Raw genomic sequence first — 21,463 nt, forward strand, 5'->3', positions numbered from 1 at the left:
TTCCATGGATATCGGCAACAAATCCCGCGGCTTTCTCGAACTGCTGGTCCGCCATGCCAATGCGGCCAATCTGATCATGGCCGTCATGGTGCTCTTTGGCGTCTATGGTTTTGCCAAGCTCAACACCCAGTTCTTTCCGACCATCAAGACCGACCGGATCGCGGTTTCGATTTCCTGGCCGGGCGCCAGCGCCGAAGACGTCGCCTCCAACATTCTGGAAGTGATTGAACCGGAACTGCGTTTCATCGATGGGCTCGACGAAATCGTCTCTTATGGCCGCGAAGGCAGCGCCTCTGTTCAGATGAATTTTGTTGAAGGCACCAACATGCAGCAGGCGCTGTCCGATGTGGAACAGGCCGTTGCCGGTGTCACGACACTGCCGGTGGATTCCGAAACACCGGTCGTGGCCGCCTCGACCTTCACCGATGGCGTCGCGACGCTGGCCCTGCGCGGTCCCTTCACCGAACAGGCCTTGAAAGTGTTTGCACGTCAGATGCGTGACGACCTACTGGCGCGCGGCATCGACAAGGTCGAACTTTATGGCTACCGGTCTCCGGAATACCTGGTCGAGATCCCGGAGCGCGAACTGCGCCGTCTCGACCTGACCATTGCCGACGTTTCCAGCCAGATCGCCGGCAACACGATCGATCTGCCGGCGGGCAATCTCGACGGGGCTGTGGAGCGGCAGATCCGGGCGCTTTCGGAGGAACGCTCGCCCGATGCGGTCGGGCGGGTGGAGGTCAAGGCCTTCGCATCGGGCGAGAAGACGCTGGTGAAAGACATCGGCACGGTCGTCCGGGACTTTGATTCCAGCGAGAACCAGGGTTTCTCCGGCGGTGAGCGGGCGGTGGAACTGCAGATCCTGCGCACGGAAAAGACCGACACGATCAAGGCCGCTAAGATCGTCGACGACTATCTGGCGGAAATCACGCCGCAGCTGCCGCAAAGTCTTGAGGTCCTGAAATATGACGTGCGTGCGGATGCCGTTGAGGGCCGCATCACCCTGTTGCTGGAAAACGGCCTGTCGGGTCTGGTGCTGGTTGTCGGCATCCTGTTCCTGTTCCTGAATGCTCGGATCGCCTTCTGGGTGGCCGCCGGCATTCCGGTCGCCATGATGGCAACGGTCGGGATCATGTGGCTGATGGGCGAAAGCATCAACATGATCTCGCTGTTCGCGCTGATCATGATGCTGGGCGTGATTGTCGATGATGCCATTGTCGTCGGCGAACACACGGCGACCCGGCGCAGTCTGGGGGACAGCCCGGGCGATGCGGCGGTCAATGGTGCAACCACGATGCTGGCGCCGATCTTTGCCGCCAGCCTGACCACCATCGCCGCGTTTTTGCCGATCCTGCTGGTGAGCGACGTGCTTGGCCAGATCATGGGTACGCTTCCCGTGGTTGTCGTTGCCGTCGTGATTGCCTCGCTGATCGAGTGTTTCCTGGTCCTGCCCGGACATCTCTCCCATGCAATGGAGAACCGCCCGGGCTGGAGCTGGTGGCGCGTCGTCATCCTGGCCGCGATCCCGGCGATTTTCGTGACGGCGCTGGTGTCCCAGCCGGACATGTCCGTGCCGCCCTATTTCGACCTGATCGACGACCCGTTGCGGGCTTTCAGGGATACGGTTGGTCTCGTGCCGTTCGAACTGGTGATCATCCTGGCCTTTTTTCTCTTGGCCGTCGGCTTCGAGACGCTGCTGATGGCGCTGCGCCGGTCCAAGAAGCGCCGCGGTGCCTATGAGCGTCCGGGCTGGTTCCGCCGGGGCTTCGATGCAGGGTTTGGCTGGGTTCGTGACTTCCCCTTCCGAGCCTTCGTGACCGCGGCCGTCAACTGGCGCTATGTCACCCTGGCCGTGGCGGTTGCCGCGATGATCCTGGCCGTTGGCCTCGTGCGGGGAGGCCGGGTCGGCTTCACCTTCTTCCCGTCGCCAGAAGCGGAAAACCTGACAGCCTCGATCTTCTTCCATGCCGGCATTCCCGAGGACGAGGCCATTGCCGGCATCTTCAGGATTGAGGACGCCCTGACCCAGGCCGAGGCGCAGCTGACGGACGGCACCGATCAGGAGCTGGTGGTCGCCACCTATGCCACGCTCGGCAAGGCCGGCAACAATCGCGGCGACAATGTCGCCAACATCACCGTACAGCTCAGCCGTTCCGAAGACCGAACGATCCGCACGCCCGATATCGTCCGCGCCTGGCGGGCTGCCTTGCCGGAAATTCCGGGTACGTCGCGGATCGCCATTGCAGAGCGCCGGGGCGGACCTCCCGGGCGCGATCTGGATGTGCGTCTCACCGGTGCGCCGTTGAACGAGCTGAAAGCGGCCGCCCAGGAACTGCAGCAGGAGCTTTCCGGCTTCCCGGGCACCAGCGGTGTCGAGGACGATCTGCCCTATGGCAAGCCGGAACTGGTGGTCGAGCTGACCCCGCGCGGCCACGCGCTCGGGTTCACGGTGGAAAGCGCCGCCCGTCAGATCCGCAACGCCTTTGAAGGCAATATTGCCCGGCGCTTTGCCGAAGGTGACGAGGAAGTTGCGGTCCGCGTCAAGCAGGTTTTCGATCAGGACGGCACCGCCGCGCTCCGGCAACTGTCCCTGAAGACCCCGGCTGGGGACTTCATCCCGCTGACCGAAGTTGTCAGGCTGACGGACGATCAGGGTTTTTCCGTCATCCTGAGGCGCGACGGCCGGACGATTGTCTCCGTGGTGGCCGACGTCGACAGCACGGTCACGTCCAACACGGAGATCATCGCCGAACTCAGCAAGGACTTCCTGCCGAGCCTCGCCGACCGCTATGGTCTGGACTATTCCTTTGCCGGCCGGGCGGAAGAGCAGTCCAATGCGTTCTCTGATCTCCTGACCGGGGTCATGCTGGCGGTTGTCGGCATCTACATCATCCTGGCGGCGATCTTTTCCAGCTATTCGCGGCCTATCGTGGTGATGTCGATCATCCCCTTCGGCATTGTCGGGGCGATCGTCGGTCACTGGGTGATGGGCTTCAACCTGACCATCCTCAGCATGATCGGACTGCTGGGCCTCGCCGGCATTCTGGTCAACAACTCGATCATTCTGGTCGCCCGGTTCGAGGAACGCCGCAAGACAGGCGAGGATCTGAACTCCGCCGCCGTCGGGTCCAGCTGCGACCGCCTGCGCGCCGTGCTGCTGACCTCGCTGACGACAATTGGCGGTCTCTTGCCGCTGATGTTCGAAACCAGCCTGCAGGCCCAGTTTCTGTTACCGATGGCGATAACCATCGTCTTCGGCCTCGGCACGGCGACGGCCCTCGTTCTGGTGCTGGTGCCGGCTCTGATCAAGATCGGCGATGACCTCGGCAGTCTGGTCAGGCTGCGGCGCCGGCCGCCGCCCGAAGCTCTGCGGTCCGCTGGCCGGGATCTGACGCCTGCCGAATAAACGCTGGCCGAGGGATCAGCCGAGGCGCTTGGCAAAAGAAGCGGTTGCCTTTGCCGCTTGCCTGATGTTGCCGTCGAGCGTTGCTGGCGACTTGCCGCGCGGGCCGAAATCGTGATTGCCGTCTTCCAGATAGGTCAGCGCCACATGATCCGGCACTGTGATGGCCTCGATCTCGGCGCGTGAACCGAACGGGTCGCGATCCCCTTGCAGGATCTGTACCGGCCGTTTGGCGTCTTCCAGCGGCGCCAGGCGCCAGTCGGCGTCCGGTTTGCCGGTCGGGTGAAACGGATAGCCGAAACAGGCAACGCCCTTGACGCGGCCGGGCAGGGAGCCGCCGCCGGCCAGCATCGCAGCCACGCGGCCGCCCATCGATTTGCCGCCGACCAGCAAGGGGCCGTCGCTCTCGTTCATCAGGGCCTGCAGGGCGGTCTGGAACTCGCCGATCAGCTTGTCTGCGCGTGGCGGCGGCTTTTTCGGGCCACCCGTCCGCCGGCCGGCCATATAGGCAAATTCAAAGCGGGCGACAGCGATCCCTTCGGCAGCAAGCGCCGTGGCCAGCTTCTCCATGAAGGTGGAATCCATCGGCGCTCCGGCGCCATGGGCCAGCAGCAGGGTTGCAGCCGGGTCGGTGTCGGGACGGGTCCATAAAAAGGCGGTCATGGTGATGTGATCTGTCGCAGAGGCAGGAACTGTATAGAAGGATATGGTTTCATCTGCCGTAAAGAAGCGCCATCTGAATGGCAAGCGGCTTCGACAAGGACCACCGGATTTCGGTAATGTTTGACCAGATCGATATCAACCAGCTGCGCATGGCCTGCTTTGGCGGCATCTTTCTTGTCATGGCGCTCCTGGAAGTCTGGCTGCCGCGCCGGGGCCTCAGGAACGGCCGTCTGAAACGCTGGCCCACCAATTGGGGCCTGATCGTTCTGGATGCCACGCTGGTGCGGCTGATCTTTCCGATCGGTGGTGTTGGCCTCGCCCTTCTGGCGCAGGAAAAGGGCTGGGGCCTCTTCGGTCTTGCCGGCTGGTCCGGCGGGCTTGCCGGCCTGATGACCTTCCTGCTGCTTGACCTGGCCGTCTGGTTCCAGCACCTGGTCTCTCACAAGGTGCCGATTTTCTGGCGGCTGCACCGGGTGCACCACGCCGACAGCGAGGTCGATGCGACAACGGCCCTGCGTTTCCACCCGATCGAAATCCTGCTGTCCTTTGTCTGGAAGGGCGCGGTGATCGTCGCGCTTGGCGGGCCGTGGGAGGCGGTGCTGGTCTTCGAGATTGTCCTGAACGGCTCGGCGGTCTTCGGCCATGCCAACATCCGTATCCCGGAACGCGCCGACCGGATGCTGCGCTGGCTGATCGTCACGCCGGACATGCACCGGATCCACCATTCGGTGATCCAGCGGGAGACCGACAGCAATTACGGCTTCTATCTCTCCGTCTGGGACCGCCTCTTCGGGACCTACACACATGACCCCGAAAAGGGTCATGACGGCATGGAGATCGGTCTCGGCCCGTCCCTGACACCCAGAGCCCATTCCTTCCCCTTCAGCCTGATGATCCCGTTCGTGAATAGCAACGAACAGAAACGGCAAGGGGATGATGCACGGGGCGCATCAACAGACAGCTGAGCCCCTGTTCAATAGAAGCTTTGCGGGAAATAGCGCAGATAGAGTTCGCGGTAGATGCCCTTCTGGTGCAACTGGCGCAGGGCATAGGTGAGGGCGGCGGCCCGCTCCGGGTCATCGGCGCGGGTGGCAATCGCCATGCCTTCATCGAAGTATCCCGGCTCCAGCCAGGGGCCTCCGGCAAAGCTGCAACAGTTTTCCGCCGCCTCGCTCGGCAGCCAGAAGGACAGGCTGAGCCCGTCGCCGAAATGGGCATCCACTTCGCCCGCCTTCAGGGCGTCGCGTGCGTCCTGCGCGGTTTCAAAGTCGACGGTCTCCGCATCGGGGAAAAAACGCTCGGCAAAGGCTTCGAAACGGGACCCTGCCTCCACCGCGATTTTCCTGCCGCCTAGCGCCTGTTCGTCGAAGCTCTCCAGATCGTCGGTCAGCACCACGAAGCGGGCGGGCAGTTTCAGATAGTCCTCGGTGAAATTGAGCTGTCCCGCACCGGGCCGGTTGCGGGAAAGACCGGCAATGATCGCGTCGCCTTCTTCCTCGTCCAGCGCCTTGATCAAGACGTCGAACAGCTTCAGCCTGAGCGCACAGGAACTGCCGAGCTCCTGGCAGAGCGCGCGGGCCAGATCGACATTGAAGCCGGTCAGGCGGCCTTGCGGGTCGCGGAAGACAAACGGCGGATAGCGGTCGATCGCCAGGAACTGGATCCGGTCCGGAATGGAGGTCGGCCGGTCATGAACGGCCTTCGGGTCCCAGAAATTCGGCACGCGCACATCCGGCTCCTGGGCAAACGCGCCCTGTCCCGGCACGCTCAGGAGAAGGGCCAGCAATCCGCCAACCAGTTGCTTGCGAAAGGTGAAAAGAGCTCGAGAAATGGGCACGCGGCCGGGTCCGTTCCGTGTCTGATCAGGCCCGGTTCCAGCGAGCCGGGATTCGTTGCTCCAAGACTATCGCGAACAGGCGGGGCTTGTCAGCCCGATGCGACCCGAAGAGACAAACGCGTCGTCTGATCCGGATCTCCGTGTCACAGGTGTTTCTTGCACGCGAACAGGCTGTCATGCGAAGGGCACCCATGCTGCGTGAAATCTCTGAACTCAGCTTTCCCTCAGTGTCATCCCGGACTTGATCCGGGACCCACTCGCTTCCAGAGCAATCGAACTGGTCGGAGGCTGTGCTGCAATACACTCATGGCGTCGGCAAGCTGCTCTTCGAGCAGGCCCCGGGTCTCGCAAAGCTCGCCCGGGGTGACACCAGAGAGGAGACGAATACGGTCCTTGGGCCAGGCCCCGGAGCGCTGCCTTCCCCTCAGTGTCATCCCGGACTTGATCCGGGACCCACTCGCTTCCAGAGCTATGAAACCGGTGGGAGGCGGTGCTGCAAAACACCCATGGCATCAGCACGTTGCGCTGCGAGTGGAGCTCGGATCGCGCTGCGCTTGTCCGGGGTGACGCCAGTGAGTGTAGACATGGCGCCAGGAGACTACGCCACCTCGGGATCATAGGAGCGCAGGACAACGATCGTGTCGAAGCCCTTGATCTCTTCGGCATAAAAATGCCGTTCGGTGAACGCGGCATAGGCTTCCATGGAGGCGCATTCGATGGTGAGCACGAGATCGGCCTTGCCGGTGACGTGGTAGAGCTTCTTGACTTCCGGCAGCTTCAGCAGCTTTTCGCGGGCGCGTGCGTTCCGCTCCGGCTGACCGCGCACCATTTCCAGCATGGCCAGAAGGGTGACGGTGGTCCCGGTTACTTCCGGCGCCAGAACGGCGATTTCCTTCCGGATGGCGCCGACCTCCCGAAGCCGCTGCACCCGGCGCAGGCAGGCCGCCGGCGACAGGCCCACCTTCTCCGACAACGCTTTGCCGGTCTGGCGCGCATCCAGACTGAGCAGCCGCAACAGCTGATGATCGAAATCGTCAAGATCCATGAATTCGGGTTCCGATTGCGAGTGATGCGAAAAATTATCGGATGATGGAGAAATTTGCGAGACCTTTTCTCGATTGCAAGAAAATTGCGCACCGTTCGCGGCGACTCCACATAGGCTTGTTGCATCGATCCAAGAAGGAGCAAGACCATGTCCGACCAGACCCTGACCCCGAGACTTCTCACTGTAACAACGGCCCCCAGGAGCGTCCGGAGTGCGGGATCATTCAGGCACTTCCTTGAAACCCTCACCCGCCTGCTGCGCCGTCGCCGCGACCGCGCGCACCTGTCCGAATTGCCGGATTACCTTCTGGAAGATATCGGGCTGACCCGGGCGGATGTGCCAGGGAGGCCGCCGGTGGGGGAGGGGTGGCGGTAGACACTCGTTCATGGAGTTGCGAGTTCAGCGCAAAGATCTCTTTTCGTGTCAAAATGTCGAGCGTGTCGGCATTGTGCTAAGCATTCAGAGAAGACTTAAACTGTTTTTTGTCTTAGGTATTCCGCGGGGCAACGGGGAAAACATTGAACGAATGTGAGGTCAGATGCTGAGTACGAAAGTCTTTATCGCGGTTCTATGTGTTGACATATTATTGTTTGCGTTTCTTGCGTATATTGCGAAGTGTTTTTTGCATGACTTCTTCTTTTATCGGGCGAACGGTTGGAATTTTGAAGAAGAGCGTGAGGGGGCTCTGAAGGTTTTTGATGGAGACCCAGGTGGTGATGAACCACTGTCAGGGAGAAAAAGGTTCTACTCGCAAATATTTTGCTTTGTGATTTGTGCCTTTCTGTTTGTCGTTTTTCTGGCTCCTTTGATATCAAGTGCGCGTCAGTGGTAAATTTGAAGAAAACTTGAGAATAATTTGGCGATATTATTAGATTGAAAAACTAGTTTTGTGATATCTATCGTTGGATAGGGCTGGAATTTCATTGATGTTGCATTGCAAGTAGCGTCGCTGGAATAGAATAGGGCTCTAAGTCCACTACTCGATTAGCGGATTCCTCAATTTTGAATTTGTGTAAGCTAAAATATGGAGCGGGTGAAGGGAATCGAACCCTCGTCTTAAGCTTGGGAAGCTCCTGCTCTACCATTGAGCTACACCCGCTGATCCGGTCCCCTGGCAGGATCGACCCCGCTTTCTGCGCCGATCCTATTTGCCTGTCAAGCAGGCTTCGCCGGGGATCGCGGCTTTTCCCGGGTCGGTTTGATCTTGCACTGCGGCAGAGAAATCGCCATGTTCCGCCCGGCGCGGCAGAAAGCCGCCGGAACTTCTAAATATTCGGGTCGGCTTTATGCGAAATCAGGTCAAGGCGCTGGTCACGTCGCGCACATGGGAATTCTGCATCATCGGGATCATCGTTCTGAACGCGATCACGCTGGGGCTGGAAACAAGCCACGCAGTGATGAACAGTATCGGACCGGCGCTGGTCCTGATCGATCAGATCATTCTCGGCATCTTCGTGATCGAACTGGCCCTGCGCCTCTTTGCCCACGGTGCAAAATTCTTCCGCGATCCCTGGAGCCTTTTTGATTTCGCCATTGTTGCGATCGCACTGCTGCCCTCCAACGGCCCTCTTGCCGTGCTGCGCTCGCTTCGCATCCTGCGTGTGCTGCGGCTCATTTCCGTGGTGCCGTCGCTCCGCCGCGTGATTGGCGGCCTGATCGCGGCGCTTCCGGGCATGGGCTCGATTGTCGTCCTGATGGCACTGGTCTTTTATGTCTTCGGCGTCATGGCGACCAAACTGTTCGGCGCGAGCTTTCCCGAATGGTTCGGCGACCTCGGGGCCTCGCTTTATACGCTCTTCCAGATCATGACGCTGGAAAGCTGGTCCATGGGCATCGTCCGGCCGGTCATGGAACAATACCCCTATTCCTGGCTGTTCTTCGTGCCCTTCATCCTGTGCACGGCCTTCACGGTTCTGAACCTGTTCATCGGTATCATCGTCTCGGCGATGCAGGAGGAGCACGAGGCGGAGGCCGACGCCAACCGTCAGGCGATCCACGACGAAACCGGCCTGATCCTGGAAGAGGTCAAGGCCATGCGCGTGGAACTCAGCCAGCTGCGCGCCGAGGTCGAGCGTACCCGGGCCTGACCCGGTCGGTAGCCGCGGCGATCTTCGGTGCCGCGCGGCTCGGGTTCCGGCCCGGAACCACTGGACTGGCAGGCAGCAAGGACCGGCGCCAGCACAAGCGCGATCAGGACACGTTTCAGCTTCATCGGGATGCTCCTGGTGGATCGGTTTCCTTCTTTACGCAGAAAACGCCCTGGATCGATCACGCCGTCTTCATCTTCGTCAGTGCCGGCTCCGATCCGGCAATCCACGCCGCCGCCTCGCCTCATTGGGCGTGTTTTGGATTGGGCGGCACTCCGGCAGAGACCTCGCCGGCTGGCATCGGGAGGGTGAGCGCTGGAAGCTCGGTGAAAATCGCCAGAGGGCGTTGGGTTTCGGTGCAGCCAGCGTTCCCGGGCCGATCCTTCGAGACGCCGCGCTGCGGCTCCTCAGGATGAGGCTGGTGCTGTGGCTGAGGCGGGTGCGCCATTCGCTGTTCAGCGCCATATTGCCCCGTGTTCAACCTCATCCTGAGGAGGGCCAACGGCCCGTCTCTAAGGATCGGCGACAGGCACCGCCGCGGACCTAAAGCGCGGCCAGGGCCTCTTCCGGCCCTTCGACCGTCAGCGTCACACCGTCTTCGGTGTAATCGCGTGACAGCACGGTGAGCCCAAGGCCGTCGATCCGGCGTTCCAGCTCCGAGCTTCCGGCGAAGTCCGCGCTGACCTGTTTCACCAGCACCTTCTGAAACGGAACGAGCACGGCATTTGCAATCGCGTCCTGGGCCGCGCCGGAATAGGCGCGGGCGAGGCCGCCGCCACCGAGTTTGGTGCCGCCGAAATAGCGAACGATCATAACGGCGCAATTGATCAGGTCGGCGCCCTGCAGAACCCGCAAGGTGGGCATGCCGGACGTGCCGGCAGGTTCGCCATCATCCTTGCCGCTTTCCTCGATGCGGCCATCGTCCAGAAGGCGTCTGTGCGCGGTGACGACGTGGTTGGCCTTCCGGTGTTCCTTGCGCAGCTCCTCCAGGCGCTGCTCGAACAGGTCCAGCGGCACCAGATGTGCCAGAAAGCGTGACTTCCGGTCTTCCAGAAATCCCTCGAATTCGCTTGTGACAGTTTTCAGGCCCATGAAACTCAGGCAGGGACCCTGAAATGCTTGGAAAGCTTCAGCGCCTGGCCCTGGTAGTTGGAGCCGATGCCCTCGCCATAAAGCCGCTGCGGCCTCTCGGCCATGTGTTCATAGACCAGCCGGCCGATGGTCTGGCCATGTTCGACGATGAAGGGCACATCGTGAGAGCGGACTTCCAGAACGGCTCTGGAGCCGACCCCGCCGGCGCCCGCATGGCCGAAGCCCGGATCGAAGAAGCCGGCATAGTGAACGCGGAACTCGCCGACCAGCGGGTCGAAAGGCACCATCTCGGCGGCATAATCCGGCGGCACATGTACCGCTTCCTGGCTGACCAGGATGTAGAAGGCATTCGGGTCGAGGATCAGCTCGGCGTGCTGACGCCGGTAGATCGGTTCCCAGAAATCGAGCGGATCCTGGGCGCCGACCTTGTCGACATCGATCAGGCCGGAATGATGCTTGGCGCGATAGCCGATCAGGCTGTTCTCACCGTCGCCTTCCAGGTCGATGGACAGCTGGACACCGTTGCCGATGCGCTCGTTGCCGCCGCTCATCAGGGTGTGGGTCTTGTGGACCTCTTCCAGGACGCTGTCGGCGATCAGGGACTGGCCGCGGCGGAAGCGAATCTGGCTGAGGCGTGAGCCTGAGCGTACCAGGATCGGGAAGGTCAGCGGCGAGATCTCTGCGTAGAGCGGGCCGGTGTAGCCGGCCGGTATGGTGTCGAAGGCAAGACCGTTGTCGGTGATCACGCGGGTGAAGACGTCGAGCCGGCCGGTGGAGCTTTTCGGGTTCGCGGTCGCGGAAATGTCGGCGGCCAGCGCCAGGCTTTCCTGCAGGGGCACGATATAGACGCAGCCGGTCTCCAGAACGGCACCTTCTGTAAGATCGACCGTATGAAGCTTCAGCTGTTCCAGCCTGTCGGCGACCTTGATCGCCGGTCCGGGCAGAAAACTGGCGCGCACCCGGTAGGCCACCTGGCCAAGGCGGAGGTCGAGACTGGCGGGCTGGATCTGACCTGACACCGGGGGCAGGGCAGCGGCGATCTCGCCGGTGGAGAACATGGCCTCAATGATACGTTCGGGCAGGATCCCCTCGGCGGAGAGAGTTGCGCTTCCGTTCAAGGTCTGGCCCGCTGTCACGTTCATCTTTATGTCCTGCTTTATTCTCTTCTATCGTCCTTAACGGATGCAGCGCGCTGCGCCAACAGGCTTTGCGGCGCCAGACGAGAATTCGGCAAAGAACATTGACCGGCGCGGCGTTTTCCCGTAGGAGAAGCACACTTCGTGGTGATTTGGGCCGGCCGGCTTGCAGCCACGTTAAACAAGTCGCTAAAAAGGCCGGAGGTGCGAACCCCGGTCTTGAGGCTGGGGTTTTTTGCGTTTGGAGCACTGGAAGACATGACTGAGACCACCAAGACCGGAAACAAGAACTGGCGTCCTGCCACCAGCCTGGTGCATGGCGGCACCATGCGGTCGCCCTTTGGTGAGACCTCCGAGACCATCTACCTGACGCAGGGCTTCACATATGCGGGTGCCGAGGCCGCAGAAGCGCGTTTCAATGGCGACGATCCGGGTTATGTCTATTCGCGCTATGCCAACCCGACCGTCACCATGTTCGAAGACCGGATCAAGGGACTGGAAGGCGCGGAAGCTGCCCGTGGCACGGCCAGCGGCATGGCCGCCGTCAATCTGGCGCTGATGGCCTCCGTCAAGGCCGGTGATCATGTCATTGCCTCCAAGGCCCTGTTCGGCTCCTGCCGCTATATCTGCGAAACGCTGCTGCCTCGCTTCGGTGTGGAAAGCACCCTGGTCGACGGCACCGACATCGATCAGTGGAAGGCTGCGGTGCGGCCGAACACCCGGGCGATGTTCCTGGAAAGCCCGACCAACCCGACGCTGGAAGTGATCGACATTGCCGCCGTTGCCGATATCGCCAAGGAAGCGGGTGCGCGCCTGATTGTCGACAACGTCTTTGCAACGCCGCTCTACCAGTCGCCGCTTGAACTCGGCGCCGATGTCGTCATCTATTCCGCCACCAAGCATATTGACGGTCAGGGCCGCTGCCTGGGCGGGGTTGTCCTGTCCGACGAGGAATGGATCACCGACGAGGTGATGCCCTTCATCAAGCATACCGGACCGCATATGAGCCCGTTCAGCGCCTGGGTGCTCTTGAAGGGCCTTGAAACCCTGCCGCTGCGCGTGGCGCGTCAGACGGAAACCGCCGGTCAGGTCGCCGACTTCCTGGCCGATCAGGCCAAGGTCTCGCGTCTGATCTATCCGGGCCGCGCCGACCACCCGCAGGCCGATGTGGTTGCGCGCCAGATGCGGGCCGGTTCCACCATGGTTGCCTTCGAAATCGACGGCGGCAAGGAGGCGGCGTTCCGCTTCACCAACGCGCTGGAGATCATCAAGATCTCCAACAATCTGGGCGACGCAAAGAGCTTGATTACGCATCCGGCCACGACAACCCACCAGTCGATCGGTGAGGAGGCCCGCGCCGAGCTCGACATTTCCGACGGCATCCTGCGGCTGTCGATTGGCCTGGAAGACCCGCTTGATCTTCTGGAAGACATCGAAAAGGCGCTCGGAGCGATCTGAGCCGAGGGGGCATGAGCCATGTGACCTGGACCTGGTGTCGGGCCAGGTTCAGGGCATGAGTGCCCGAGTGGTCTGGACTATCCCGATCCGAAAGGCGAGGCCAACCGCTCCCCTTTAGGGTTTTTCCCCGCTCGTCGCGCTATCGCCTTCGGTGTCACCCCGGGCGAGCTGCGCGAGACCCGGGGCCTACTCACTTCCAGAGAGCCTGATCCTCTCGCACAGCGGATCCGCAAAAATTTGAATGCCCTGCGCTACAGCAAGGGGCCCTGCGAGTAGGCCCCGGCTCTCCGCTGCGCTGCGGCCGGGGTGACACAGGTGCGAAGGCCGCACCACGTAAATCAGAGCTGAAAAGTGGCCTAATGTTGCCGGTCCCACTTCGCCACGCCGTCTCCTTCGGTGTCACCCCGGGCGAGCTGCGCGAGACCCGGGGCCTACTCGTTTCCAGAGAACCTGATCCTCTCGCACAGCGGATCCGCAAAAATTTGAATGCCCTGCGCTACAGCAAGGCGCTCTGCGAGTAGGCCCCGGCTCTTCGCTGCGCTGCGGCCGGGGTGACACCGGGGTTTGCAAGAGCCTCATTGGAAAAGCGGAACAGTTGGAACTAGACGGAGCGATTCTGCGCACTCGATCGCAAAAAGAGCTGCAAGTGGCACAAACCACTTGTCCAATCCTCCAAAAACTCGCCGCCATCCCCTCACTTGCCCCTCCGAAAACCCGTTTTGTGATGTTCGTCACACTTTGCCTGCGCGTGTTTCTTCGCAGTCCGGAGGTGACTGTGCAGAAAACTGCACAGTTCCATATTTTAACACTTTCCCGACGGACGGAATTTCCGCTGCGAAAACAATCACATCATGAAAATTACGCAAGTTGGCACACCCGTTGCAATTCTCTCCCCATCGGCTCCAGACAACGAGCCCCGGAAGTCAACAACAAGAACAGACACTCACTGAACGCACAGCCAAGCAGGAGATTTCAAAATGTCCAACATCGCTTACATCACCATCAAAGGCGCAACCCAGGGCGACATGACGTCTGACGCAACCACCGCCGACAGCATCGGCAACCTGTGGCAGGAAGGTCATGAAGGCGAATCCCTCGTCTACGCCTTCGAACAGAACGCCATCGTGCCCCGCGATCCGCAGTCCGGTTCGATCATCGCCACCCGCCGCCACATGCCGACCACCTTCATGAAGCCGGTCGACAAGGCCACGCCGCTCCTGTGGCAGGCCCTGGCCACCGGCGAGAGCCTGGAAATCGAAGTCCAGTTCTGGCGCACCTCGACTGCCGGTGTTCAGGAACACTACTACACGATCAAGTTCGAGGACGCGGTTCTGGTGGAAGGCAAGACGATCCTGCCGGACGTCAATGACGAAGCCAACGCATCCCGCGGCGACACCGACAAGTGGTCCTTCACCTACCGCAAGTGCGACTGGACCCACGAAAAGGCCGGCACCAGCGCGTCCGACGACTACCGCGCACCGGTCACCTAAGGCAAGACAACAAACTGACAACGCCTCCGGGCTGCGACCTGCAACGCAGCCCACCTGTCGGACAGGGTGCCCCTCCTGCCGGCTCAAACCGCCCGGTTCTGCGACCGGGCGGTTTTTCTTTGTTCGACGCAGTTGCTGCGACAGCCCTCAACCAAGTCCATGCTTTACGGTGTCACCCCGGGCGAGCTTTGCGAGACCCGGGGCCTACTCACTTCCAGAGTAGTCGGAATTTCAGAAGGGCATGGCTGCGCTTTTCTGCATTTCTTGCTCCCCCTCGGCAAGCGGATCTGCGAGTAGGCCCCGGCTCTCCGCTTCGCTTCGGCCGGGGTGACATTGAGGGATTGGTGTTGCAGGTGAGACATTGGGAGTATGGGAGCCTGCCGTTAATGCATCTCTCCAGCTGTGTCACACAGGGCGGGCCTTGCGAGACCCGGTCGCCGCAGCACCTTGATCGATTTGCCGATTGCGCTGACATCGGTCTCAGGGCGGGCTCTATCTGGCGAAGGCCAGGAACCCGGCCGCGCCCATCAAAGCGGTGCCGCCGACCTTGTTGAGCAAACCCGGATGCGCCCGCAAAAAACCGAAGGCAGCGCGAGCGCCAGCGGCGTAGAGCATGACAAAGGCGAAATCGAGCGCCGCCATGGTCGGGCACATCAGGAGCAGTTGCGGGCCGAGATCTGCTGTCGGGTCGATGAACTGCGGAAAGAAGGCCGTGAAGAAGACAAGGGCCTTCGGGTTGCCGAAGGCCACCAGAAAACCGGACAGGAACAAGCGGGCCGGGCGGGAAGAGGGCACATCCGGAGTTACCGGTCCTGCTGCTGCTGGCGCTGTGCGCAGCATCCTGAGGCTCATACAGATCAGAACGATGACCCCGCACCATTTCAATAGCTGAAAGGCGAACAGGGAATTGGCGATCAGGACGCCAAGGCCGATTGCCACCAGAAGCATCTGGATCAGGTTGGCAGTGATGTCACCCAGGGCGGTGAAAAGCGTCCTCTTTGACCCGAAATGCAACGCGTGCACCATGCCGAGCAGGATGCTGGGGCCGGGGCTCATGGTCAGGATCAGGGCGGCGGCCACAAAGGCCAGATAGGATTCAAGGGACATTTCTACCACGATACGAAAGGAAGGACATGACGGGAGGGTGTGTTCGTGGCATTTCTACGAGAAATGAATATCATGAAAAAATAACTGAGAGTTATGAAAATACTTCCCGAGTCCCAAGATCTTCCGCTGACCGTTGCCCGTGCCCTCGATCTGATTGGCCGGACCGGTAGCGTTTCGGAAGCCGCCGAGGCACTTGGTGTCACGCAGCCCGCGGTCAGCAAGGGGATTGCCCAGCTGGAGGCGCGCTTTGGCCTCAGCTTGCTGAAACGGGGATCAAGACCGCTGACACTCACCGAGGAAGGCGAAGCGCTGGCCCGCTTCGCCCGCCAGTCCGACCTGGCGCAAAGCCAGGCCCTGGGGGCACTGGAAGATGCCCGAAGCAACCGCCGCGGCACGGTCCGGCTTGGCTCCTTCGGATCGTCGGCCTCTTTCCACATCCTGCCGAAAACCCTGGCGGCCTTCGCCCGCAAGCATCCCGGAATTTCCGTGGAGGTTCAGGAATTTCCCGACGACGAATTACGCAAGGTACTGGCGGAGGACCTCGTGGATGTGGCGATCCTGTCAATCGAGGTGAAGGAGACACTCGAGGTCTTGCCGATCACCGCCGACAAGCTGGTGGCGTTGCTGCCGCTCGGTCATGCGCTGATGTCCAGGAGCTGCCTGACCGCAGCGGATCTTGCAGACGATCCGTTCATTTTGACGAAGGGGGGCAGTGGGCCCCTGGTGGAGCGCTGGTTCGCGCAAGCCGGCATCAGCCCCCGGATAACCCACACGATCCTGCAAGTGAATTCGATCGTGGCCCTGGTGCAGGCCGGGCTTGGTGTCTCCATCATCGCGGAACAAGCGCTGCCCGATGTGAGCGGCAGGTGCCATGTGGTGCCGCTTGATCCGATCGCTCCCAGAACCATCGGGTTTGCCCGGACCGGTAGGCCATTTCGTGCGCATGCAGCTGACACCTTCTGGCAGTTCTGTAGCCGGCTGGAACCCTTGGGTCCTGACCCCGGGTGACGGGCTTTTAGGACTTCCGCAGGGCCTTAACTCCGATGAGAAGCCGGGCACCTGCTGAGAGGAAGCAAATCGCTGCAAAGGCCCAGGCCAGCACCGGAAACCAGTCTGGCAGAAGGGCCATCAGCAGAAAAAGCGCAATGGTTTCTGCACCTTCTGCGAGCCCGCCAATGTAATAAAGCGATTTCGAGCCCTGCGCCGTGGTCGAGAGCCTGTTCTTTTCCGCCATGATGGCAAAGGCCAGGAAGGCCGAGCCATTGGCGTAGAAGCTCGCCAGCAGTGCTGTTGCGGCCAGTGCATTGGCCTCCGGATTCTGCAGGGCAAACGCCAGCGGAATGGACCCGTAGAAGAAGAAGTCGAGCGTGATGTCCAGATAACCGCCAAGATCGGTCTTGTGGTTGGCGCGGGCAACTGCACCATCGAGGCCGTCGGCGAAGCGGTTGAGGGCGATCAGAAAGAAGCCGAGCAGGAACTGGCCGCAGGCAATGGCAACGGCCGCGCCCATGCCCATTGCAAATCCGCAAATGGTGACGGTGTTGGCGCCAATTCCGATGCCGGCGACAAGCCGTCCCAGCTCGTTGAGCGGCGGATTGATCAAGGGGCGCAGGCGGGCATCGAACATGGGGCTTCGGCTTTTTTGTGAGTTTGTGCCGCCTACATGCAAAATCCCTCTGCAAATCACAAGCGAATCCGGCCCTTGAGCGAACAACCCCCTTTCACGCTTGTGTCATTCGCCCTATAAGCGCCTCCGGAACATTCGGGTTCACACCCTGGCCTGAAGGCAAAAGGAACAATCGTGTCGGGCAGTTACAGTGCCATTACCCATGGGATCGAGGTTTCGGTCGAGCCGTTTTATCTGGACGATGAATCGCAGCCGGATGAGCGCTCCTATATCTGGGCCTATATGGTCGAGATCCACAATGGCGGCAGCGAACCGGTCCAGCTGAAAACACGTTACTGGCAGATCACGGATGCCATGGGACGACAGGAAGAGGTCAGCGGCGAGGGCGTGGTTGGAGAGCAGCCGGTGATCGAGCCCGGCGAAACCTACGAATATTCCTCGCATTGTCCGCTCTCGACCGAGAGCGGCATCATGGCCGGATCCTATTCAATGGAGCGCCCGGACGGTTCGCGCTTCGACGTCATGATCCCTGCCTTTTCCCTGGACCTTCCGGATGCGGTTCACAGCCTGAACTGAGCGCGTCTGGCTCAGATGCTGAAGAGCCCGCCGACAAAGCCGATCAGGAGCCAGAGGATCCACTTGCGGCGATTGAAGGCCGTCAGCAGCGTCACCGCCAGAGCCCCGAAGACCAGATAGAGACTGTGACCGGCAAAACCGGTGCCAAGCACAATGGCAAACAGGTCCGGATCCGTGTTCTTGGCCAGGTGAAAATGGTCTTCAGCGAAACTCACCAGGCTGTCGGCTGCCAGGCCGCAGACAAAGCCTGCAAAGGCAATCAGCATGCGCGCGCCCCAGTTGACGGGCCTGGGCCCGCTGTGAACGCGGATCCGGCGCATTTCCGTTGCCGGCCGGTAACGGCGCACCGGAGCCTGTTGCCGGTGCCGCCGCAGCGGATAGCGAATGCTGACCTGATCTCCGAAAGCCTGTCCGTTCATGCAACCTTCCCACAGCATGTTGATGAGCGTAGTGGCAGCCCCTCGGGTCGTTGCCAGGACACCGCTCCCCCGATGTCGGTCATAGGTCAGCGGGCTTTAGGGAAGGGCAAACAAATTCGCTTCAATTTGAACGATCTGCGGATGCGCTTTTTCTTGAGCCGGCCGACGCCTGGTCGTTGATCCAGCCGCACAGAGCATCAAGGGCCCCGGGCGCATAGGCCTTGCGGCCAAGGACGGCAAAAGCCAGCTTCGACCAGGCCGGCATGTCACCTTCCGTTTGCTGATTGAACAGCGACGCTCTCAACAGGGCATGGGTGCCGTCTGCAATGACGAGGGACCTGTTGGCGTCGTTGCGGTGCTGCAGGATCTGACGGTAGCGGTCCGAATTATAGTCGGGATCGACATTGAGATCGTGGCTGCCATGCAAGGTCAGGACGGGAGCCGTGACCTGGGCAAGGTCCTGGCTTGCATCGGCAAGTGCGTTTTTCAGCACGAACCCGAACCGCGCTTCGGACATGGGTGTCCCCGAACGGGTGTCGGAAAGATAGCTTTGGTAGCTGTAGCCTTTGGAGAGAAGGCGCTTGTTGCCGGCCGTGTTCGCCTGCAGTGCTGCGTCAATGTCTTTGGCAGAAGCACCCTCGCGTTCCAGCCGGCGCCGCGTGAGATAGGCACCTTGCCGCAGCCAGTTGACCGCACCGCCGATGATGACAAAGAAATCCGCCTGTGCCGGTTCCCTTGCCAGGATCGGCACCACCCAGCCGCCTTGCGAGAGGCCGATAAATCCGGTGGCAGACCGGGACAGCTCCGGCTCGGCCTTCACCGCATCAAGCGCAGCCGTGGCAAGCTCTGCCCTGTCGGTCATGGAAAAGGACAGCCAGTCGCCGGAGCTCTGGCCAATGCCCGGCTTGTCCCAGGAATAGACGGCAATGCCACTGTCCAGAAGCGCGCTGATCATCGGCATGTAACCGCCGCCGCTATAGCGGTCCGCCGGACCGTCGCCATGGACCAGGAGAACTACCGCGGACGTATCGGCCTCGGGTAGATGCAGCGTGCCGGCGACGGACATGTCCTTGAAGCTGAAACTTAGCGGCCGGGTCCGGTATTCGGAAAAGTCGAAATCTTCCAGACCCTCGAAGGCGAGGATGAACAGGACCAGGACAAGGGCAATAGCTGTCCCGGCCCAGAAAACGAGCCTTCCACGTTTCAATCAATGCGCTCCGATGTGGTCAGGCTGACCGGTGGCGGGCAATCGCGCTGCGCTCGATCGCAGCGATGGTGAGCTTGTCGAGCTTGAAGCGGTCCCGCAGCAACTGCAGGATGCGCAGCTCTTCCTGCTCAACATGGAGATCGGCTGCCGCGACTTCAACCGCCAGCGCATAGGCCGTGTCGTAAAGCTTGTGCGGCAGCACGTCGCCAACAAGCTCTAGGACAAGCTGCAGGCCGTTTTCTTCCTGCAGGATGTCGCCGCAGCGCTGGGCGGCGGGAATGATGCGGCCGCCGTCATAGCCGTCGAAGACCGGCAGCATCTTGACGACGTCGCCGATAGTGGCGAGTTCCATGTCGGTCATTTCATTGTCCGACGCCGAAACGATGACCATCACGTAGATGAGGGCTTCCTGAACGCTAATGGGCTCATTCATAGACACAATTCATTCTCCAGTGGCGCCGGTTCCAGGGCAAATTGAACGCCCGGTTTATAGGCTTGCACGGCAAGCATCAAGTCACGGGCTTGCGACATGTGATTGCACATGCATGCGGCTTGATCTAGTGTCGCGCCGCAGCAATTGGCAGGAAGACACAAAAACCTGCCTGAGCTGCAATCCAACCAATCCCATGAACAGAACGAAATCCAAAATGACCGACCAATCCCTGCCTCCGCTTGACCTTTCGCAAGAGTTTGTCGAGGCGGCCCGGAAATCGAAAGCCTGGCCGTTCGAAGAGGCGCGAAAACTGGTCAAACGGATCGAAAAGCGGGATCCGGGCAAACCGGTTCTGTTCGAGACGGGCTACGGTCCGTCAGGCCTGCCGCATATCGGTACCTTCGGCGAGGTGCTGCGCACGACCATGGTGCGCACGGCCTTCCGCCTGCTTACAGAAGACAAGATCCCGACGCGGCTCCTGAGCTTTTCCGACGATATGGACGGCATGCGCAAGATCCCGGAAAATGTTCCGGACCGGGCCGCGCTGGAACCCTATCTGCAGATGCCGCTCAGTGCCGTGCCGAACCCGTTCGGCGGCGATTACGAGAGCTTTGCCGCGCATAACAACGCCATGCTGTGCCGCTTCCTCGATACCTTCGGCTTCGACTACGAGTTCGCCAGCGCGACTGAATACTACAAGGCCGGCAAGTTCGACGATGTCCTGATCAGGGCGACCGAGAAGTACCAGAAGATCATGGACGTGATGCTGCCGACCCTCGGCGCGGAGCGTCAGGCGACCTATTCGCCTTTCCTGCCGATCTCGCCAAGCTCCGGCCGTGTGCTTTATGTGCCGATGAAGGACGTCAATCCGAAAGACGGCACCGTCACCTTCGAGGACGAGACGGGTGAAGACATCACGCTGCCGGTCACCGGCGGCAATGTGAAGCTGCAGTGGAAGCCGGATTTCGGCATGCGCTGGGCGGCCCTTGACGTCGATTTCGAGATGTTCGGCAAGGATCACATGACCAACGCGCCGATCTACGACAAGATCTGCAACATCCTGGGCGGCAAGGCACCGGAACACTACGTCTATGAGCTGTTCCTGGACGACAAGGGGGAGAAGATCTCCAAGTCCAAGGGCAACGGCCTGACCATCGACGAGTGGCTGACCTATGCCTCGCCGGAAAGTCTGGCGCTCTACAATTACCAGAAGCCGAAAACGGCGAAGAAGCTCTATTTCGACGTCATCCCGAAGGCGGTGGACGAATACTACACCTTTGTCCAGAAATACGAGCAGATGCCGGTGGAGCAGAAGCTGCAGAACCCGGCCTGGCACATCCATTCGGGTGACATCCCGAAGATCGACATGCCGGTGCCGTTTGCCATGCTGCTCAACCTGGTCTCCGCCTCCAACGCGGAGAACAAGGACGTGCTCTGGGCGTTCATCTCGCGCTATGCACCGGGCGTAACCGCCGAAACGCACCCGGCTCTCGATGCCCTGGTCGGCTACGCGATCCGCTACTTCGACGATTTCGTCAAGCCGACCAAGTCGTTCAAGACGCCGGACGACGTCGAACGCACGGCACTGGAACAGCTCGACGCCAAGCTGGCTTCCCTGCCTGCGGATGCAGATGGTGCGGCCATTCAGGACGGCGTTCTGGACGTCGCCCGTGCCATCGAGCGCTACCAGGATCCGAACAAGAAGGGCCCGGATGGCGGTCCGGGCGTTTCGGTCGCCTGGTTCTCGGCGCTCTATCAGCTGCTGCTTGGTCAGGAAAAGGGCCCGCGCTTCGGTTCTTTCGTGGCGCTTTACGGCATTGCCGAAACCCGCGAGATGATCCGCAAGGCGCTTGCCGGAGAACTGGCCGCCTGACCCAGTCCCG

General features: G+C 61.0%; 19 protein-coding genes, 1 tRNA gene and 1 riboswitch. Of the genes, 9 read left to right on the forward strand and 11 right to left on the reverse strand.

All coding sequences use genetic code 11. From position 1 onward, the window contains the following. Positions 1 to 4 precede the first annotated feature (4 nt). A complete protein-coding gene (locus ACO6TG_RS22550; RefSeq protein WP_422375243.1) occupies positions 5 to 3,406 on the forward strand; it encodes an efflux RND transporter permease subunit in 3,402 nt (1,133 codons plus the stop codon). 15 nt (positions 3,407 to 3,421) lie between these two features. Here the strand turns inward: ACO6TG_RS22550 and ACO6TG_RS22555 are convergent, their stop codons facing one another. Beyond that, positions 3,422 to 4,066 (reverse strand): alpha/beta family hydrolase, encoded by a 645-nt coding sequence (locus tag ACO6TG_RS22555; protein ID WP_422375244.1) that lies wholly within the window; start codon positions 4,064 to 4,066, stop codon positions 3,422 to 3,424. A gap of 116 nt (positions 4,067 to 4,182) precedes the next feature. Here ACO6TG_RS22555 and ACO6TG_RS22560 point away from each other — a divergent pair, with 116 nt between their 5' ends. Next, the gene (locus ACO6TG_RS22560; protein ID WP_422378938.1) at positions 4,183 to 5,031 is read left to right on the forward strand and encodes a sterol desaturase family protein; all 849 of its coding nucleotides are present in this window, start codon (positions 4,183 to 4,185) and stop codon (positions 5,029 to 5,031) included. Positions 5,032 to 5,039: 8 nt separating this feature from the next. Here the strand turns inward: ACO6TG_RS22560 and ACO6TG_RS22565 are convergent, their stop codons facing one another. After that, on the reverse strand, positions 5,040 to 5,903 hold the full coding sequence (locus ACO6TG_RS22565) for a transporter substrate-binding domain-containing protein (RefSeq protein ID WP_422375245.1): 864 nt from the start codon (positions 5,901 to 5,903) through the stop codon (positions 5,040 to 5,042). Positions 5,904 to 6,501: 598 nt separating this feature from the next. Beyond that, entirely contained in the window at positions 6,502 to 6,948 is a 447-nt protein-coding gene (locus ACO6TG_RS22570; RefSeq protein WP_422375246.1) for an Lrp/AsnC family transcriptional regulator, read from the reverse strand. A 147-nt stretch (positions 6,949 to 7,095) separates the two neighbouring features. Between ACO6TG_RS22570 and ACO6TG_RS22575 the strand changes: the two genes are divergently transcribed. Further along, positions 7,096 to 7,323, forward strand: a complete 228-nt coding sequence (locus tag ACO6TG_RS22575; RefSeq protein ID WP_422375247.1) for a DUF1127 domain-containing protein — start codon at positions 7,096 to 7,098, stop codon at positions 7,321 to 7,323. Between the two features lie 650 nt (positions 7,324 to 7,973). On the opposite strand, the gene ACO6TG_RS22580 is transcribed toward ACO6TG_RS22575, so the two are convergent. Further along, a tRNA-Gly gene (locus ACO6TG_RS22580) sits at positions 7,974 to 8,047 on the reverse strand. A 187-nt stretch (positions 8,048 to 8,234) separates the two neighbouring features. Here ACO6TG_RS22580 and ACO6TG_RS22585 point away from each other — a divergent pair. Beyond that, the gene (locus ACO6TG_RS22585) at positions 8,235 to 9,035 is read left to right on the forward strand and encodes an ion transporter (protein WP_422375248.1); all 801 of its coding nucleotides are present in this window, start codon (positions 8,235 to 8,237) and stop codon (positions 9,033 to 9,035) included. A gap of 543 nt (positions 9,036 to 9,578) precedes the next feature. On the opposite strand, the gene ACO6TG_RS22590 is transcribed toward ACO6TG_RS22585, so the two are convergent. Both ACO6TG_RS22590 and ACO6TG_RS22595 read right to left on the reverse strand, forming a co-directional pair. Beyond that, positions 9,579 to 10,127 (reverse strand): IMPACT family protein, encoded by a 549-nt coding sequence (locus ACO6TG_RS22590; RefSeq protein WP_422375249.1) that lies wholly within the window; start codon positions 10,125 to 10,127, stop codon positions 9,579 to 9,581. Positions 10,128 to 10,132: 5 nt separating this feature from the next. Then, positions 10,133 to 11,269: a 2'-deoxycytidine 5'-triphosphate deaminase gene (locus tag ACO6TG_RS22595; protein WP_422375250.1), complete on the reverse strand. Its 1,137-nt coding sequence runs from the start codon at positions 11,267 to 11,269 to the stop codon at positions 10,133 to 10,135. A 128-nt stretch (positions 11,270 to 11,397) separates the two neighbouring features. Further along, positions 11,398 to 11,477, forward strand: a riboswitch (SAM riboswitch). Positions 11,478 to 11,521: 44 nt separating this feature from the next. Between ACO6TG_RS22595 and ACO6TG_RS22600 the strand changes: the two genes are divergently transcribed. Together ACO6TG_RS22600 and ACO6TG_RS22605 are read left to right on the forward strand one after the other, a co-directional pair. Further along, entirely contained in the window at positions 11,522 to 12,721 is a 1,200-nt protein-coding gene (locus ACO6TG_RS22600) for an O-succinylhomoserine sulfhydrylase (protein WP_422375251.1), read from the forward strand. Between the two features lie 977 nt (positions 12,722 to 13,698). Continuing rightward, the gene (locus ACO6TG_RS22605) at positions 13,699 to 14,211 is read left to right on the forward strand and encodes an Hcp family type VI secretion system effector (protein ID WP_422374345.1); all 513 of its coding nucleotides are present in this window, start codon (positions 13,699 to 13,701) and stop codon (positions 14,209 to 14,211) included. Positions 14,212 to 14,703: 492 nt separating this feature from the next. On the opposite strand, the gene ACO6TG_RS22610 is transcribed toward ACO6TG_RS22605, so the two are convergent. Then, entirely contained in the window at positions 14,704 to 15,318 is a 615-nt protein-coding gene (locus tag ACO6TG_RS22610) for a LysE family translocator (RefSeq protein ID WP_422375252.1), read from the reverse strand. A 93-nt stretch (positions 15,319 to 15,411) separates the two neighbouring features. Between ACO6TG_RS22610 and ACO6TG_RS22615 the strand changes: the two genes are divergently transcribed. Further along, a complete protein-coding gene (locus tag ACO6TG_RS22615) occupies positions 15,412 to 16,326 on the forward strand; it encodes a LysR family transcriptional regulator (RefSeq protein ID WP_422375253.1) in 915 nt (304 codons plus the stop codon). 7 nt (positions 16,327 to 16,333) lie between these two features. Here the strand turns inward: ACO6TG_RS22615 and ACO6TG_RS22620 are convergent, their stop codons facing one another. Then, positions 16,334 to 16,945: a CDP-alcohol phosphatidyltransferase family protein gene (locus tag ACO6TG_RS22620; RefSeq protein WP_422375254.1), complete on the reverse strand. Its 612-nt coding sequence runs from the start codon at positions 16,943 to 16,945 to the stop codon at positions 16,334 to 16,336. A gap of 174 nt (positions 16,946 to 17,119) precedes the next feature. Here ACO6TG_RS22620 and apaG point away from each other — a divergent pair, with 174 nt between their 5' ends. Further along, positions 17,120 to 17,521, forward strand: coding sequence for a Co2+/Mg2+ efflux protein ApaG (gene apaG, locus ACO6TG_RS22625; protein WP_422375255.1), 402 nt, complete (start codon positions 17,120 to 17,122; stop codon positions 17,519 to 17,521). 11 nt (positions 17,522 to 17,532) lie between these two features. Here the strand turns inward: apaG and ACO6TG_RS22630 are convergent, their stop codons facing one another. The 3 genes from ACO6TG_RS22630 to ACO6TG_RS22640 form a co-directional block, all read right to left on the reverse strand. Then, on the reverse strand, positions 17,533 to 17,940 hold the full coding sequence (locus ACO6TG_RS22630; RefSeq protein WP_422375256.1) for a hypothetical protein: 408 nt from the start codon (positions 17,938 to 17,940) through the stop codon (positions 17,533 to 17,535). 121 nt (positions 17,941 to 18,061) lie between these two features. Further along, positions 18,062 to 19,147, reverse strand: a complete 1,086-nt coding sequence (locus ACO6TG_RS22635; RefSeq protein WP_422375257.1) for an alpha/beta hydrolase family protein — start codon at positions 19,145 to 19,147, stop codon at positions 18,062 to 18,064. A 19-nt stretch (positions 19,148 to 19,166) separates the two neighbouring features. Next, the gene (locus ACO6TG_RS22640; RefSeq protein ID WP_422375258.1) at positions 19,167 to 19,580 is read right to left on the reverse strand and encodes a tellurite resistance TerB family protein; all 414 of its coding nucleotides are present in this window, start codon (positions 19,578 to 19,580) and stop codon (positions 19,167 to 19,169) included. Positions 19,581 to 19,794: 214 nt separating this feature from the next. Here ACO6TG_RS22640 and ACO6TG_RS22645 point away from each other — a divergent pair, with 214 nt between their 5' ends. Continuing rightward, on the forward strand, positions 19,795 to 21,453 hold the full coding sequence (locus ACO6TG_RS22645; protein WP_422375259.1) for a lysine--tRNA ligase: 1,659 nt from the start codon (positions 19,795 to 19,797) through the stop codon (positions 21,451 to 21,453). The last annotated feature ends 10 nt before the right edge of the window (positions 21,454 to 21,463 follow it).

The organism is Roseibium sp., from assembly GCF_965233565.1.
Taxonomy (GTDB): domain Bacteria; phylum Pseudomonadota; class Alphaproteobacteria; order Rhizobiales; family Stappiaceae; genus Roseibium.